At 44.1% G+C, this 15,994-nt stretch carries 14 protein-coding genes; 11 read left to right on the plus strand and 3 right to left on the minus strand.

Translation table 11 applies throughout. The features are described from left to right. The first annotated feature begins 37 nt into the window (after positions 1–37). The gene (locus R8695_RS01425; RefSeq protein ID WP_154780611.1) at positions 38–643 is read left to right on the plus strand and encodes a rhomboid family intramembrane serine protease; all 606 of its coding nucleotides are present in this window, start codon (positions 38–40) and stop codon (positions 641–643) included. Here R8695_RS01425 and R8695_RS01430 read toward each other — a convergent pair. Further along, positions 573–1,268 (minus strand): sensor histidine kinase, encoded by a 696-nt coding sequence (locus tag R8695_RS01430; RefSeq protein WP_154780566.1) that lies wholly within the window; start codon positions 1,266–1,268, stop codon positions 573–575. The two genes, R8695_RS01425 and R8695_RS01430, sit on opposite strands and share 71 nt — an antisense overlap. Before the next feature lie 196 nt (positions 1,269–1,464). Between R8695_RS01430 and R8695_RS01435 the strand changes: the two genes are divergently transcribed. Both R8695_RS01435 and R8695_RS01440 read left to right on the plus strand, forming a co-directional pair. Continuing rightward, positions 1,465–1,878 (plus strand): HIT family protein, encoded by a 414-nt coding sequence (locus R8695_RS01435; RefSeq protein ID WP_154780565.1) that lies wholly within the window; start codon positions 1,465–1,467, stop codon positions 1,876–1,878. Between the two features lie 21 nt (positions 1,879–1,899). Then, entirely contained in the window at positions 1,900–2,436 is a 537-nt protein-coding gene (locus R8695_RS01440) for an RNA polymerase sigma factor (RefSeq protein ID WP_118509752.1), read from the plus strand. A 20-nt stretch (positions 2,437–2,456) separates the two neighbouring features. Here the strand turns inward: R8695_RS01440 and R8695_RS01445 are convergent, their stop codons facing one another. Then, the gene (locus tag R8695_RS01445; protein WP_154780564.1) at positions 2,457–3,524 is read right to left on the minus strand and encodes an undecaprenyldiphospho-muramoylpentapeptide beta-N-acetylglucosaminyltransferase; all 1,068 of its coding nucleotides are present in this window, start codon (positions 3,522–3,524) and stop codon (positions 2,457–2,459) included. 113 nt (positions 3,525–3,637) lie between these two features. Here R8695_RS01445 and R8695_RS01450 point away from each other — a divergent pair, with 113 nt between their 5' ends. Together R8695_RS01450 and R8695_RS01455 are read left to right on the plus strand one after the other, a co-directional pair. After that, on the plus strand, positions 3,638–4,147 hold the full coding sequence (locus R8695_RS01450) for a hypothetical protein (RefSeq protein ID WP_154780563.1): 510 nt from the start codon (positions 3,638–3,640) through the stop codon (positions 4,145–4,147). Between the two features lie 613 nt (positions 4,148–4,760). Further along, entirely contained in the window at positions 4,761–6,383 is a 1,623-nt protein-coding gene (locus tag R8695_RS01455; RefSeq protein WP_118509758.1) for an MBL fold metallo-hydrolase RNA specificity domain-containing protein, read from the plus strand. A 62-nt stretch (positions 6,384–6,445) separates the two neighbouring features. On the opposite strand, the gene R8695_RS01460 is transcribed toward R8695_RS01455, so the two are convergent. Continuing rightward, the gene (locus R8695_RS01460; protein ID WP_118509760.1) at positions 6,446–6,691 is read right to left on the minus strand and encodes a TIGR03905 family TSCPD domain-containing protein; all 246 of its coding nucleotides are present in this window, start codon (positions 6,689–6,691) and stop codon (positions 6,446–6,448) included. A 242-nt stretch (positions 6,692–6,933) separates the two neighbouring features. Here R8695_RS01460 and R8695_RS01465 point away from each other — a divergent pair, with 242 nt between their 5' ends. The 6 genes from R8695_RS01465 (at position 6,934) to R8695_RS01490 (ending at position 15,837) form a co-directional block, all read left to right on the plus strand. Beyond that, a complete protein-coding gene (locus R8695_RS01465) occupies positions 6,934–7,632 on the plus strand; it encodes a 5'-methylthioadenosine/adenosylhomocysteine nucleosidase (protein WP_118509762.1) in 699 nt (232 codons plus the stop codon). A 69-nt stretch (positions 7,633–7,701) separates the two neighbouring features. Next, the gene (locus R8695_RS01470) at positions 7,702–8,070 is read left to right on the plus strand and encodes a hypothetical protein (protein WP_118509764.1); all 369 of its coding nucleotides are present in this window, start codon (positions 7,702–7,704) and stop codon (positions 8,068–8,070) included. 104 nt (positions 8,071–8,174) lie between these two features. Continuing rightward, positions 8,175–9,338, plus strand: a complete 1,164-nt coding sequence (locus R8695_RS01475) for a class I SAM-dependent methyltransferase (protein WP_118509766.1) — start codon at positions 8,175–8,177, stop codon at positions 9,336–9,338. Further along, positions 9,335–11,794 carry a hypothetical protein gene (locus R8695_RS01480; protein WP_154780562.1) on the plus strand — a complete coding sequence of 820 codons (2,460 nt, stop codon included), beginning with the start codon at positions 9,335–9,337 and terminating at the stop codon, positions 11,792–11,794. Before R8695_RS01475 ends, R8695_RS01480 begins: the two co-directional genes overlap by 4 nt. Positions 11,795–11,892: 98 nt before the next feature. Continuing rightward, entirely contained in the window at positions 11,893–13,383 is a 1,491-nt protein-coding gene (gene galT / locus R8695_RS01485; protein WP_118509768.1) for a UDP-glucose--hexose-1-phosphate uridylyltransferase, read from the plus strand. Positions 13,384–13,446: 63 nt separating this feature from the next. Beyond that, positions 13,447–15,837, plus strand: a complete 2,391-nt coding sequence (locus tag R8695_RS01490; RefSeq protein ID WP_118509770.1) for an InlB B-repeat-containing protein — start codon at positions 13,447–13,449, stop codon at positions 15,835–15,837. The last annotated feature ends 157 nt before the right edge of the window (positions 15,838–15,994 follow it).

Here is a 15,994-nt window from a genome sequence, read left to right on the forward strand (position 1 = left end):
AAGATACTGAATAGAAAAGAGGTTAAATGTGGAAGAACTGAAAAAAGAGCCTGTAACAGTCTTTTTGATCCTGGTCAATGCGCTGGTTTTTCTTGTAGTAGAATTCACAGGAGGATCTGGGGACACCCTGCACATGCTGCAATGCGGAGCTGCTTATACCCCATCCATTCTGGACGGGGAGTATTTTCGGATATTTACCTGCATGTTCCTGCATTTCGGAGCGAAGCATCTGGGAAATAATATGCTGGTGCTTTTTGTTCTGGGAGGAAGGATGGAACGTACTGTGGGACGGATCCGTTATCTTCTGATCTATCTTCTGGGAGGTATGGGCGGCAATATCCTCTGTCTTCTTCTGGAGATGAGAAGCGGCGATTTCGCTGTGTCAGCAGGTGCCTCCGGAGCGGTCTTTGCTGTAATGGGAGCGATGATCTATGCTGTGATCAGAGGAAAGGGACATGTAGAAGATCTTTCTACCAGGCAGGTGCTGATCATGGCAGCGTTTTCTCTTTACTTTGGCTTCACCAGTGAAGGCGTGGATAATGCAGCCCATGTAGGCGGACTGATCTGTGGATTTATACTGGCAGTACTTCTGTATCATCCAGGAAAATATGAAAGGCAGAACCCTGACCAGGTGTGCTTGTAAGCGTAATGTGTCCATGATGTGCGAGAACAATCTCCTGAACAACTGTAAGTCCGAGACCGGTTCCTTCCGGTTTATAGGTAACAAATGGCGTCCAGACATGCTGAAGCTGATCCTGTGTCATCCCGCAGCCATTATCACTGATGGAGATACAGATTCCATTGTCATTTTTACGGAGACAGGCGGTGATCCTGCCTTTGGGATGATCGATGGCCTCACAGGAATTACGGATAAGATTCAGTAATGCCTGACGCATTTTGATCCGGTCAATAAAAACAGGGGAGGAAATCTCTTCCAGATGACTTTCCAGTGTGATCCCCAGATAATCCAGTGTGTGTTTTTCGCTGGAGAGGACTTGCCGCAGGAAATCTGTGGGATTGGTGGGGATTGGGGAAATGGTTCCGGCATGGCTGAAGTCGGAAATCTGATTCAGAAGCTCCCTGACGTAATCCAGATTATCTGTCAGGCTGTCCCAGCCCTGCCAGGTGCAGATCTCGGGATGAGAGGACGCCATAAGCTGCAGTTCACTGACAATCAGGGCGATGGGATTACGTATTTCGTGTCCAAGTTTGGATAAGGTCATCTGAAATTCTTTTTTTAATTGTTCTGCTGTACTTTCAGTCTGCATATGTATCACCTCAGGGAAAGTGTACCACTGAGACAGCAGGATCATCAATCAGTTTCGTAGTGGAAAAATCGTATAGTTTCGCTGTAATTATTGCACAGACGAGGGATTTTGACGTAAAATGTCCGTATACGCAATGCGAAATTATGCGTGAAAGAAAAATAAATTCAACAAAATTTAATGAAAGAGGGAATTAAAAATGGATAATTGTATTTTCTGTAAAATCGCTAATGGAGAAATACCGGCTGCAACTCTTTATGAAGATGAAGATTTCAGGGTGATCCTGGACCTGGGACCTGCAAGTAAAGGCCACGCACTGATCCTGCCTAAGGCTCATGTAGCGAATATTTATGAACTGTCAGATGACATGGCAGCCAAGGCTATGGTTTTGGCGAAGAAGATGGCATCAGCTATGACAGAAGCGCTGAAATGTGACGGTTTCAATATTGTGCAGAATAACGGGGAGTGCGCCGGCCAGACAGTATTCCATTTCCATATGCACCTGATTCCGAGATACAATGGAGATACTGTAGGCATCACATGGAAACCGGGTGAATTAACAGATGAAGATAAAGAGGAGATCCTGTCAAAGGTAAAGGCACAGCTTGCCTGACCCCGAGACTTTATACAAAAGATGAAAAACACGGAGTTTGGAGCCATCTACGCCAGATACCGTGCCCGTTCAAAGCGGCTCGCAAGAGCAATTCTGAAGAATGAAGATGAGGCAGAAGACGTCTGCCATGACGTATTCGTAAAACTGTATAAAATGGGAGAGGAATTTGATACGTCCAGTGAGAAAAAGATGGAATCATGGATACTCACCACGACTGAGCGCACAGCGTTGGATTATTACAAAAAAGGATACAGGAAACATGAATATGCAGATTCAGATGAAATTGAGAGAGCGGCAGAAGTGCTTGCACAGAGCAGAAGCACTGTAGATGAAGTAATAGAAGTAATTGAAGCACATGATTCTGTGGGAGCGATTTTCAGGGAACTCAGACGCAGGAATGAGAGAAACTACGAAATCTATGTCAGAGTCAAGTTATGCCATATGCCGCCGGAAACCGTGGCACGACAATTTCATACTACATCCAATAATGTGAACAATATTGTCATGCGCACGAAGCGGTGGCTTATGAAAGAATATGACAGAAATTCAGATCTCTGAGAACAGAGGGAACAGTATGTTTATCTGGCGGCACATTCCTCGATGAGTTCCGTGATCTTTTCGATAGAATTCATATGACTGCTTCCTGACATTGCATCAATGTAGGTCTGGCGGTTATTATAAAGCTGGCGGATGGAATCCAGAAGCTTTTCTTCTGTGATCTCTTCTTCTTCCAGAACCATGCTGAAGCCCTGACGTTCGAAAGAACGGGCATTTAAGATCTGGTCTCCACGGCTGGCATTTGCTGACAGGGGAATAAGAAGATTTGGTTTCTTAAGGGCATTGATCTCACAGATCGCGTTGGCGCCTGCACGGGAAATTACCACATCTGCCAGTGCAAACATATCTGCCAGTTCCTGTTTGATATATTCATACTGAACATAGCCTTCTGTGCCATTCAGGCTTTCGTCCATTTTTCCTTTTCCACAGAGGTGGATCACCTGGAATTCTTTCAGAAGATTCGGAAGGATGCGGCGGATATTTTCATTGACGGAAGCTGCGCCCAGACTGCCTCCGATCACCATAAGTACGGGCTTGCTGTCTGTGAAACCACAGAATTTTCTGGCTGCTTCTTTATCACCGCTCAGAAGTTCCTGACGGATTGGTGTACCGGTAAGGACAGCTTTATCAGCAGGAAGGCTGCTGACAGTTTCAGGGAAATTACAGCATACCTTTGCAGCGGAAGGAATGCAGAGTTTGTTTGCAAGTCCTGGTGTCATGTCAGATTCATGGATGATGGCAGGAATTTTGCATTTTTTAGCTGCGATGACTACGGGAACAGTAACGAATCCACCCTTGGAGAAGACAACATCCGGTTTTAACTGTTTCAACAGTTTCTTAGCTTCTCCGAAACCTTTCAGAACACGGAACGGGTCGGTGAAATTTTTCACATCAAAGTAACGTCTTAATTTACCGGAGGAAATGCCGTAATAAGGAATGTGCATTTCTTCGATAAGTTTCTTTTCAATTCCGTCATAAGAGCCGATATAGGAAATTTCATATCCCAGTTCTTGCAGACGGGGAATCAAGGCAATATTTGGAGTAACATGACCGGCGGTACCGCCACCGGTGAGTACGATATGTTTCATAAGGATCCTCCTGATCATTTCGAAATAAAATAGAATAAAATGCCCTTTCAGAGCAGAAATTCTATCTTTAATATGAACCAGTACAGGAGAATTGTCAAGGAAAGTTGGAGATTATGAGAGATAAAATAAGCAGGTACAGAAGCGAAGAAGAGACAGACAAACTGCTGGAAGAACAGTTCATCAGAGAGGCAGAAGAGATGGAAGCACGGATACTGAGAGCAGCAGGGGCAGACCCCATGGAAGAGCCGCCTGAAGAATCCCAGGAAGAAATCAGCGCAGGATATGACCGTGTGATCGCCACCCTGAAAGCCAGCGGTGAATACCGGGAGGAAACAGAGGATCGTAAGCTTCTGGGATTTCAGGAATGGAAGAAAGAGATTGCCAGAGAACAGAAATTGTTTGAGAGAGCCGGTATTGCAGCAGTGAGCCTTCTGATCGTGTTTATGGCGGGAATGACAATAACAGCAGATAATACTTCTGCTCTGGAAGCTTCCAGAGCCATGTTTCATATAGAGAAACATGTGGAATCTGACGATCATCTTTCAGAAGAAACCAAAGAAGAAGCAAAAGAAAAATCCATAGAAGAACCAGAAGAACTAACAGAGGAATCCGCAGGAAAATAAAAAATTAAAAAAATTTTATTTTTTGTGTGATTTTGGAAGTGGCTGATTCGTATTATATATGTAGTGGAAATCTGCAAGTGGAAAAGATACCGGTTTTGGACTTGGTTAATTTTGTTTTTCGGGAAACAGTCACTTCACAAGAAAACAGATACAGGCAGGATGAATCAGCCGGTGTTTTGCAGATGTACATTACCATTCTGCACATCCATGTGTTTGTTCCGCAGTAGAGTACATTGAGATATCAGCAAAATCCAATATCCGAATGTGGCAGACGCATGAAAGAAGCCGGGAACTGTCTGAAATGATAGTTTCTGGCTTTTTTGAATATAGAATGTATTACTTTATTACTTGCCCGAAATGAACGTTACTGTTCACTCCGTTCACAGTAACGTAGCCAAAATTCATTCCAGATTGCCTGCGGCAATGGAATTTTGGCTTGTATGTCTCGGTATTTTGGCATATTCATGCCAAAACACCTCGCGGGATAGTGGTGTGTGAACAGTAACAAACGAACAATAATGCCCTTGAAATATCAGAAAAAAGCTGTTATTAATAACAATTGTATTGTATAATAAATACAATGATAAAGAGAAGTCCGAAAGGAGGTTTTTGTATGAAGATTACTTTTATCGGTGCTACTCATGAGGTTACGGGATCCTGCTATTATCTGGAAGCTGCAGGGCGTAAGTTCCTGGTAGACTGTGGAATGGAACAGGGACCGGATTATTATGAAAACGTGGAAATCCCTGTAGCCTGCGGAGAACTTGACTTTGTGCTTCTTACCCATGCACATATGGATCATTCAGGCAATCTGCCCGCAATCTATGCGAAAGGTTTCCAGGGGCCGATCTATGCGACAGATGCTACCTGCCACTTGTGTGATATTATGCTTCGTGACAGTGCGCATATTCAGATGTTCGAGGCTGAGTGGCGTAACAGAAAGGGCAAACGTCAGGGCAAACCGGAATTTGTACCTGCTTATACCATGGAAGATGCCATGGGCGTTATCAGGAATTTCGTGAGCTGTCCATATGAAAAGGTGATCACTCCTGCAGAGGGAATTTCTGTCCGCTTTATTGATGCAGGCCATCTTCTGGGATCTGCAAGTATAGAGCTGACGATCCGCGAAGGGGATAAAGAAGAGAAGATCGTCTTCTCCGGTGATATCGGAAATACAGGACAGCCGCTGATCAAGGATCCGGAGTATCTGCACAGTGCGGATTATGTAGTTATGGAGTCCACCTACGGCGACAGAAGCCATGGAGAAAAGCCGGATTATGTGAAGCTTCTGGCACAGATCATTCAGGAAACATTTGACAGGGGAGGAAACCTGATCGTTCCTTCTTTCGCAGTAGGACGTACACAGGAAATGCTGTATTTTATCCGTCAGATCAAGGCGGATAATCTGGTACACGGGTATGATGGATTTACGGTTTATGTAGACAGTCCTCTGGCAAATGAGGCAACGACTATATTTTCGGAACATCAGTATGACTGTTTTGACGAAGTGGCTATGGAACTGATCCACAAAGGAATTAACCCCATCAGTTTCCCAGGATTGAAGATATCTGTTACCAGTGATGATTCCAAAGCCATCAACTATGATGAAGAGCCCAAAGTTATTATTTCAGCCAGCGGAATGTGTGACGCCGGACGTATCAAGCATCATCTGAAACATAACCTGTGGGACGAGAGAAATACGATCCTGTTTGTAGGATATCAGGCAGTGGGAACTCTGGGAAGGGCACTGATCGAAGGTGCCACAGATGTGAAGCTGTTTGGCGAGCCGGTTCATGTAGCTGCACATATCAACAGAATGCCTGGAATCAGCGGACACGCAGATGTAAACGGACTTCTGGATTGGGCGAAAGCATTTGCAGAGGTCAGACCGAAGAAAGTGTTTGTCACTCATGGTGATGACGCAGTTACAGAGATTTTTGCCAAGCGTCTGAATGAAGAACTGGGATATGATACCATGGCACCTTTCAGCGGTACGGTTTATGATCTGGCAGAGAATGTATGCATTTATGAAGCAGAAGGAATTAAGATCCAGAAAGCATCCGTATCTCCGAAAGCATCCAGGGCAGCCCGGGCATTCGAGAAGCTTCTTTCTCTTGGCTATCGTCTTCTGTCTGTTATCAAGAAGAACGAAGGAATCCCGAACAAAGATCTGGAGCGTTTCTCGCGGGATGTCCAGTCTCTGTGTGACAAATGGGACAGGAAAGATATAGAATAAATTAAACAGCAGCCCCCGCAGTGAAGATCACCGCAGGGGCTGCTGTTATGAAAGAGAGTGCATTATTTATTTAATGCCTGTTTGATAGCGATTGTAAGCTGGTCAGGACATGAAGTGTTTTTGAAACCACATTTGATCCCTTCCAGGCGGGAGATCACTTCATCTGCATCCATACCCTCTACAAGTGCTGACACTCCCTGGGTATTACCGCTGCATCCGCCGAAAAACTGTACATTGTGAATTTTATGGTCTGCATCCATTTCAAACTGGATCTCCTGGGCACAGACTCCTTTTGTCTTATATACCATGGTATGATTCCTCCTGTTATTAAAAACAACATGATATCAGGATCCAAAAGTACACAGGTGTAAAATATTTTTAATTCTGATATCATTCATTTGTAATTCGCAAAAACTATTATATCAGAACACAAAAAAAGTTTCCATATAAATTAAAGATTTGCTATAATAAAAACAGCAGACTTTTTTGGGAGTCTGCTCACAAACAGATAACTACGCAAAAAGATTTTACAAAGAAGAGGTGTTTTAATATGAAATGTATCGGAATTATCGGAGCTATGGAACAGGAAGTAGCCAGAATTAAAGAGAAAATGCAGCATGTAACTATCACAACAAAAGCATCCATGGATTTCTATGAGGGAACTCTGGAAGGAAAGAAAGTAGTAGTAGTACGTTCCGGGATCGGTAAAGTAAATGCAGGAATGTGCACACAGATCCTTACAGACGTTTATCATGTGGAAGCCGTGATCAACACAGGAATCGCAGGAAGCCTGAACAACGACGTGAACATCGGAGATATTGTACTTTCCACAGATGTACTTCATCATGATATGGATGCCACAGGTTTCGGTTACAAAAAGGGCCAGATCCCGCAGATGGAGGAATTTTCTTTCCCGGCAGATGAGAAACTCCGTAAACTGGCAGCGAAAGTATGCGGGGAAGTAAACCCTGAGATCAGTGTATTCGAAGGAAGAATCTGCTCCGGAGACCAGTTTATCTCTGATAATGATGTAAAAGCAAAGATCATCTCCGAATTCGGCGGATTTGCAGTAGAGATGGAAGGTGCAGCCATCGGTCAGGCAGCATATCTGAATGGAATCCCATTCCTGGTAGTACGTGCGATCTCTGATAAAGCAGACGGAAGTGCGAATATGGATTATGCAGAATTCGAAATGGCAGCCATCGAGCACAGCGTGAAGCTGACAGTGGGAATGATCCAGGCACTGTAAGGCAGGAACCATCGGGCATATCCGGGCATATACTGAAACAGATGATTGTAAGAAAAGCAGGATCCGGATATGTATTTTGATAAGTATTTTCCGTTTTATGAAGCATATGCAAGTCCGTTGCTGTATCAAGGGGAACGGATGCAGGAAGAGGAATTCGAATTAATGAAATCCTATTATCCAGAAACTGTACGCAGGATCCAGGAGCAGGTCGAGGAAGAGTGTGATCTGCTGGATTATGAAGGCAGCCGTCTGTATGATGAGTATCCTGATAAATATATGTTTTACCATCTGTGCAGGAAGATCCGCCAGAGGGCGGAACCCGAGCTGAAAGTACAGTCCATGGACGGTAGCTTTCTGGATGAACTGGTGCAGGTACTTCTGCTTCAGGAGATTTCCAGAAGACGGTGCCGCAGACACAGATGCAGAAGATATTTCTGAAATATCAGACCTGCATCAGAGGGTGAACACAGCAATACAGATAAACGGAAAGCATTGTGTAAAATATAAAAGAACGCACCAGAAACTTAACAGATAGAGATAGAATGAAAAATTTAAAAGAATATTTAGAAGAACAGATAAATGAAAACCTGATCCAGGGAGTTCTGAGCGGTAACAAAACCGGCAGCGGTCCATCCAAGGTGAAGATCCGTCCGGTAATGCTCAAGGGCAGCATCTGCTATCAGGCATCTGCCACAGAGGGACCGAAAGTGTTCCACAAAAATTACGACAGACAGCAGCTGATCGGGTACCTGGAAACAGAGATCACAGGGCGCTTCAGCCAGTTTCAGACACAGGGAAGAATGCTGGACGGAGTAGTTCTTGTGAGTAAAAAAGGCAGAATGACCATAAAGGAAAAGCACCATGAGACTAGGGAACCGGTGCAGATCCAGGCACATAACCGTGTGAAACAATATATTCTGAAGGAAGGCGTACCGGTTCCATTTCTCATAGATCTGGGAGTTATGAATGAAAAGGGGAAGATCATTACTTCCCGATATGACAAATTCCGCCAGATCAATCGTTTCCTGGAATTTGTGGAAGATATACTTCCGGCATTTTCCCGTGAGAAAGAGATCACAATTCTGGATTTCGGATGCGGCAAGAGTTATCTCACATTTGCCATGTATTATTATCTGAGAGAACTTAAGAATTATGATGTGAATATCATAGGACTTGACCTGAAGACTGATGTGATTCATAAATGTAATTTCCTGGCTGAGAAATACGGATATGACAAACTGCATTTCTATCAGGGGGACATTGCAGAATATGAAGGGGTATCTTCGGTAGATATGGTGGTAACCCTGCATGCGTGTGATACAGCTACAGATTTCGCACTTGCGAAGGCTGTAGAATGGGGAGCCAGGGTAATCCTCTCTGTTCCGTGTTGCCAGCATGAAGTAAACAAGCAGATCAGGAATGAGATGCTTGAGCCGGTACTGCGCTACGGAATCCTGAAAGAGAGAATGTCCGCACTGATCACAGATGCAGTTCGTGCCAATCTTCTGGAAAGCAAAGGATATGAAACACAGATCCTTGAATTTATTGACATGGAACATACCCCGAAGAATCTGCTCATCCGCGCCGTAAAAACCGGCAGGGAATGCCCGAAAGAGAAAACTGATCTCATGATGAGCGAGCTGAACATACACCCTTCCCTGGATAGGCTTTTGTACCCTGATCGAACAGAAGGGGGACAGGTATGAAACGCATAAAGAAAGCCCTGTTGAAGATACTGATCCTTGTTTGTGTTTTTGTAGTGGGAGTAGCAGGAACTGCCCTGCTTCTTAACAGCGTATCCACAGATGACAGATCTGAACTGAATGATGCCACTTTTCCTGAAGTAATGATAGACATGGATGGAACGCTGGTAAACAGAATGTACGGATATGCCACAGCCATGCAGGCAGATTTTACCAGAGACAGTGTCACTCCGCTGGATACTACGAAACAGCTCACTTTCGTAGTCAATCCCTATGCATCAGAGGTGACAGGTTTTTCCTATGAGATCCGTACTTCTGATGGGAGCAAGGTTCTGGAGAATAAGAAGATCAAAGCATTCGAGCAGAACGGAGAAAACCTGAAGGTAAGTGTGGAGATCGGAAGTGACCTGAGAGTGAATCAGGAATATTCCATGCAGATTTCTCTGGATACAGAAGGGAAGACCGTCTATTACTATACCAGGATCGTTTACAGATCCCAGGTTCATGCCGGTGAGTATGCAGCCTTTGTAAAAAGTTTCTACGAGTCCTGTCTGGACAAAAATGCAGCAGATGGACTGGCTGCCTATCTGGAACCGGAAAACAACGGAGCAGGCACCAATTATTCCAATATCAACATCAACTCCACTCTGTCAGAAGTCAGTTGGGGAACCCTGGAGCCGCAGTTATATAAAGAAGGGATCCCGATCATCAAAGATATCAATGAAACCACAGCAAGTATTTCCATTGATTATCAGCTTACTTCCCAGGATGACAATGAGAATACAGAAGTTTATGATGTGACAGAGTTTTACAGAATGCGTTATATGGATTCCAGGATCTATCTCCTTGACTTCCAGCGTTCTGCCAACCAGATTTTTGATGCTTCACTTTCCGTATTTTCAGATGACGGTATCGTGCTGGGAGTCCGGAATAAAGATGTGGAATATATGGTAAGTGAGAAGGCAGACATTGTTGCATTTGTGCAGCAGGGAGATCTGTGGTCTTATGCACCGGGTGATGGAAAGGTAAACAGGGTTTTCAGCTTCCGTAAATCTGAGAACGGAGATTTCCGTGATTCCAGAAACCAGCATGATATTAAGATCATCAGAGTAAATGAGGACGGAGACATTGATTTCGTTCTTTATGGCTATATGAACCGGGGTGCTCATGAGGGATATGAGGGAATCGGTGTTTATCATTATAATAATGATAAGAATGTAGTGGAAGAACGTGCATTTATTCCTATATCAGAGTCCTTTGAATTCCTGAAGCGCGACCTGAGCAAATTATCCTATGTCAATGAGAATAATGAACTTTTCCTGCTGCTGGCCCAGAAGCTGTACTGTGTAAATATTGAAAATAATACCTATGAGGTTCTGGAAGACGGGATCAAAAATGCGAATTTCACAGCTTCCGAAAATGGTGATTATGCAGCATGGCTGGTAACCCAGGGAGATGATAAAGGCTGTATTCATGAGATCCAGATGGATACAAAAGAAATCAGAACCATTGAACATGCCAAAGGTGAGAGACTGCGTGTCGTTGGATATATGAATCAGGATCTGATCTATGGAATCCTGCAGAAATCGGATATCCTTACAGATTCGGACGGACATACCAAAGAGGGAATCCATACACTCCGCATCGAGGATTTCCAGGGAGATATAAAAAAGGAATATCATCAGGAGAGCCTGTATATTACAGATATTTCCGTGGGAAGCACGCTGATCGAATTTGAACTTTCTTCCAAATCAGGAGATACCTATCAGGCACGGAAAAAAGATACCATCATGAACAACAAGAATTCCGCAGTAAACACAGCGAAAGTTGAACTGATTTCTGCATCCAGGACAGGAGTGAGGGTACGGCTGGCATTAAGTGAGAATGCGCAGACGGATACACCTCTTGCTATGTATTCAAAAATCAGCAATGTATCAGAGAAGAACATCAGTCTGGATACCCAGATCCCCCAGGAAGCAGTTTACTATGTATATGCCAAAGGTGGTCTGGACAGCACCTATACAGACCCTGCGAAAGCAGTGCTGCGTGCAGATGATCAGGGCGGCGTCGTGCTGAACCGTGCCCAGCAGTATGTGTGGGAGCGAGGCAATAAAAAAACGAAGATACAGCTTGATACAGCAGATATTCCTGATAGCATCCTTCAGGGAACCCTGGATACAGATGAATTGAAAAAGGCATTAAAAGGCACCGGAACTGTGACGGATCTTTCCGGCTGCAGTCTGGACAGCGTTTTATATGAAGTCAGTGCACAGAGACCGGTGATCGCGAAGACTGGAAATGGTACAAGTGTTGTAATCGTAGGATATGATGAATATAACACCTGGCTGTATGATCCGGTAAAACAGGAGACCTACCCATATGGAATGAACGATAGTACAGATTTATTCCAGAAAGCAGGAAATATTTTTATCACATACATTGAATCTGTCAATTATTGACAAAAAATTATAATAATAATTATGTAAATGGTTATTTACAATCTGGCAGTATTTGGTTATCCTTAGAATGACAAAAAATAAACGGAGGGGAATCAGCCATGTTATACGAAGATATTAAGAAACTTGTGCAGTACGGAATAGAAACAGGTATTACACCTGCCTGTGAGAAAAATTATACTACAAATCTTCTTCTGGATGTTTTTTCAGAAGATGAATATGTAGAACCGGAACAGGAATACAGCAATATTGATCTGGAAGAGGTATTAAACGGACTTCTGGATGAAGCAGTAAAAAGAGGTCTGATCCAGGACAGTGTTGTATACCGTGATCTTTTTGACACAAAGCTGATGAACTGTCTGATGCCCCGTCCGGCTCAGGTCCAGAAGGAATTCTGGGACAAATATGAGAAAGATCCTGAAGAGGCTACAGATTATTTCTATAAACTCAGCCAGGACAGCAATTATATCCGCCGCTATCGTGTAAAAAAAGACCAGAAATGGACAGTAAACAGTGAGTACGGCGAGATTGATATCACCATCAACCTGTCAAAACCGGAAAAGGATCCGAAAGCCATCGCAGCAGCGAAGCTTGTGAAGTCCAGCAGTTATCCGAAATGTCTTCTCTGTCCGGAGAATGAGGGATATGCAGGAAGAGTCAATCATCCGGCAAGAGAGAACCATCGTATCATCCCTATTACAGTAAACGACAGTCCATGGGGCTTCCAGTATTCTCCGTATGTATATTATAATGAGCACTGCATCGTATTTAACAGCAGACATGTACCTATGAAGATTGAGAGAAATACGTTTATCAAACTGTTTGGTTTCGTGAAACTGTTCCCACATTATTTCCTGGGTTCCAATGCAGATCTTCCTATCGTAGGCGGATCTATCTTAAGCCACGATCATTTCCAGGGCGGTCATTACACTTTCGCAATGGCCAAGGCACCTATTGAGAAGAGAGTGACAATTCCGGGATATGAGGATGTGGAAGCAGGTATTGTCAAATGGCCGCTTTCTGTATTGAGGATCCGCCATAAAGATGAGAAACGCCTGATCGATCTGGCTACCCATGTGCTGGAGGTGTGGAGAGGTTACACAGATGAAGCTGCATTTATCTTTGCAGAGACAGAAGGAGAACCTCACAACACCATCACTCCGATCGCACGTAAGGTGGGAGACACCTTTGAACTGGATCTGACTCTGAGAAACAATATTACCACAGAGGAGCATCCGCTGGGTGTATATCATCCTCATGCACAGTATCATCATATTAAGAAAGAGAACATTGGTCTGATCGAGGTTATGGGACTTGCCGTACTTCCGGCCAGACTGAAAGAAGAACTGGAACTTCTGGGTGAATATATCCTGGAAGGAAAAGATATTTCTTCTAATGAGAAGATCAAGAAACATGCTGCATGGGTAGCAGAGGTTCTGCCGAAATATAAGAATCTGGATAAAGACAATATCCAGGATGTGCTCCGCCAGGAAGTTGGACATGTATTTGTCCATGTTCTGGAGGATGCCGGTGTATATAAATGCACTCCGGAAGGCAGAGAGGCATTTATGAGATTCATTGACAATCTGTAATCTGTATGAGAGGGGACGTTCCGCGGGATATGCGGGACGTTTCTGCAAAATGGAGGTAGATTTATGTTTAAACGAAAGCGAAGAGAAAGGAAAAGACTGTTATGCCTGCTTCTGGCAACAGGGATGATCGCATCTGAGACGCCTGTGTGGGCTTCGGAGTTTGATGCTCCATATGAGTCCGTGGATTCATTTGACATGTTCAGTTCCGGAGAGGACGACACAGAGATTTTTGAAACCGGAGAACCGGAACCTGTCCCTACAGTGACTCCCACCCCGGAACCGACAGTGACACAGATCCCGGATCTGACAGTGACCCCGGAGCCGGATGAGGAAGTGACAGCAGCATCTGCAACGGTGACTCCGGCACCATCCGTATCTGCGGCAGCAGTGACTCCCACCCCGGAACCAACGATAGATCCTGAAAAGGAAATAGAGATCCGGTTTATAGACGGAGAGGGCAAAGAATGTGAAGATGTAGACAGAATGGTTGTGAAATGGGAGACAACGATCACTCTGCCGAATGTTCCTGATCCGGAAGCGCCTAACCAGTGGAAACTGGAACAGAATGAGAAACTCAACGACAGCATCTGTCTGGAAGGCGGCTCGAAATTGACTCTGGAGAAAAAAGAAAACTGGGATGATTTCATGGAGAAGGATGTCCTGAAATTATATATGCCGAAGAAATGTAACGTTACTTTCTGGAATAACTCCGGAACAGGAACTTTTAAGACTGTAAAGGCATATGAGACAAAGGAAATCACCTTGCCTGATATCGTCAATTCTGCTTACATTAATTACGGCTGGACAAACACAGCAGGAAGCGGTACTGTCAAATACGCGCTGAATTCCATTTATAAAGTAACGGAAGACGTGAATCTCTATATCGTGCGCCGGCTGTCCATGCAGATCACCTATCTGTCACAGAACGGAAAGAGCAACAATACCTTTGCGAAGCTGAACCGGACTATAGGAAAGAACCTGAAACTGACTCTGGCAGAAGTACCTGCCAAAAGCGGATACCAGGCTCTGGGCTGGGCACTGACCCCCAATGCCACGAAAGCCAAATATACAGCAGGCCAGCAGGTAACTGTGACCGATGATTACACTCTTTATGCAGTGTATAAGAAGATGCCCTATAAAGTAACCTTTAATAACAATGCAGGAACCAGTACAAGCAGCAGCTATACATCCCTGACTGTCTATGCAGATCAGAACCAGAAGATCACCCTGCCTGCAGTACCGAAGGCCAAAGGCTACACGAATCTTGGATGGACAACTGCCAAAGGAAAGAAGAAACCGCTGTATAAAGCAGGATCACAGGTAAAAATTACAAAAACAACCAGGTTCTACGCAGTCCGCAGAAAGAGTAAATACTATACGGTCACATACTATATGGGAGATGGAAAAACCAATTCCACATATAAAAAGCTGACAACCAAAGTAGAAGAAGGAACGAAAGTGACCTTCGCCAAAGTACCGGCCAGAAGCGGTTATATAAACCTGGGATGGTCCAGCAAAAAGAATTCCACGAAGGCAACCGCCAAAGCGTCCTATACGGTAACCAGAAACATCACTCTTTATGCAGTGCAGAAAAAAGCGGTGACCCTGACTCTGTGTAAGAATAACGGCGCAGTATACAGTACCACCAGAATGGCACAGGGAAGCACATATAAACTGTCCGGTGTCAAGGATGCCAACGGTTACACATTCATGGGCTGGTCTGAACAAGCAGGCCAGAAGGTGAACCCGGACTATGAAGCAGAGGAAACCATTACGGTCAAAAAAAATACTACACTATATGCAGTAGTATTCAACAGATCTTCGGAAGATAATCTGTCCGCAGATGTTCTTCCACAGGTAAACTCCTATAAATATAAAAATGTGGTGTTTATTGGAGACTCCCGTACAGAATATATGAAAAATGCTTTGGCACGTGCGGGTGCAAACACAAATTATGTGAAATTTATCTGTAAGGCAGGGGAAGGATATAGCTGGCTGACAGGTACTGCAGTACCTCAGCTCCAGGAACTGGTAAAAAATGATACCAACAGCATTCTTTCTAAGAAAACAGCAGTGATCTTCAATTTCGGTGTAAACGATTATAATGAGTATGCGAAATATGCAGCCTATTATAAGCTGATCGCCTCCTCTCTGGAGAAGAAAGGATGTGAACTGTACTTCATGTCTGTAAACCCGATCAACCGCCTGATGCTTTCCAATACAGGAAGGGCAGACAGAAGCGAAGCGAAGATACGGTCATTTAACACCTATATGCAGAAGAATCTGCTTTCATCATACACTTACATTGATATGTACAGCTACCTGAAGGCAACAGGATACAGTTTCGCCAGTGATAAATACGGAGCCGGAAGCATAGATGACGGACTTCATTACACAGCCAGAACCTATAAGAGAATCTTTACCCAGTGCCTGCGGTCCCTGAAGAACAGCTGATGTAATAAAACTGATATAAAAAACAATTGCAAATCCCAGATTACTCCTTGCGTGAAGACGGGGAATAGTCTATACTAAAGGACGAGACGTCTGTTAAGGTTAACAGCGTTTCGTCTTTTTTACCAAAAGTGTGAGAATGATGAGAGAAAGAGGAAAC

The sequence above is a fragment of the Blautia luti genome, assembly GCF_033096465.1.
Taxonomy (GTDB): domain Bacteria; phylum Bacillota; class Clostridia; order Lachnospirales; family Lachnospiraceae; genus Blautia_A; species Blautia_A luti.

Bases quoted from the DNA above. Each gene is read 5' to 3' on its own strand.
- R8695_RS01450 (WP_154780563.1), top strand. From the start codon at position 3,638: ATGAGAGATAAAATAAGCAGGTACAGAAGCGAAGAAGAGACAGACAAA.
- R8695_RS01475 (WP_118509766.1), top strand. From the start codon at position 8,175: ATGAAAAATTTAAAAGAATATTTAGAAGAACAGATAAATGAAAACCTG.
- R8695_RS01445 (WP_154780564.1), bottom strand. From the start codon at position 3,524: ATGAAACATATCGTACTCACCGGTGGCGGTACCGCCGGTCATGTTACT.
- R8695_RS01470 (WP_118509764.1), top strand. From the start codon at position 7,702: ATGTATTTTGATAAGTATTTTCCGTTTTATGAAGCATATGCAAGTCCG.
- R8695_RS01430 (WP_154780566.1), bottom strand. From the start codon at position 1,268: ATGCAGACTGAAAGTACAGCAGAACAATTAAAAAAAGAATTTCAGATG.
- R8695_RS01440 (WP_118509752.1), top strand. From the start codon at position 1,900: ATGAAAAACACGGAGTTTGGAGCCATCTACGCCAGATACCGTGCCCGT.
- galT (WP_118509768.1), top strand. From the start codon at position 11,893: ATGTTATACGAAGATATTAAGAAACTTGTGCAGTACGGAATAGAAACA.
- R8695_RS01490 (WP_118509770.1), top strand. From the start codon at position 13,447: ATGTTTAAACGAAAGCGAAGAGAAAGGAAAAGACTGTTATGCCTGCTT.
- R8695_RS01465 (WP_118509762.1), top strand. From the start codon at position 6,934: ATGAAATGTATCGGAATTATCGGAGCTATGGAACAGGAAGTAGCCAGA.
- R8695_RS01480 (WP_154780562.1), top strand. From the start codon at position 9,335: ATGAAACGCATAAAGAAAGCCCTGTTGAAGATACTGATCCTTGTTTGT.
- R8695_RS01455 (WP_118509758.1), top strand. From the start codon at position 4,761: ATGAAGATTACTTTTATCGGTGCTACTCATGAGGTTACGGGATCCTGC.
- R8695_RS01460 (WP_118509760.1), bottom strand. From the start codon at position 6,691: ATGGTATATAAGACAAAAGGAGTCTGTGCCCAGGAGATCCAGTTTGAA.
- R8695_RS01435 (WP_154780565.1), top strand. From the start codon at position 1,465: ATGGATAATTGTATTTTCTGTAAAATCGCTAATGGAGAAATACCGGCT.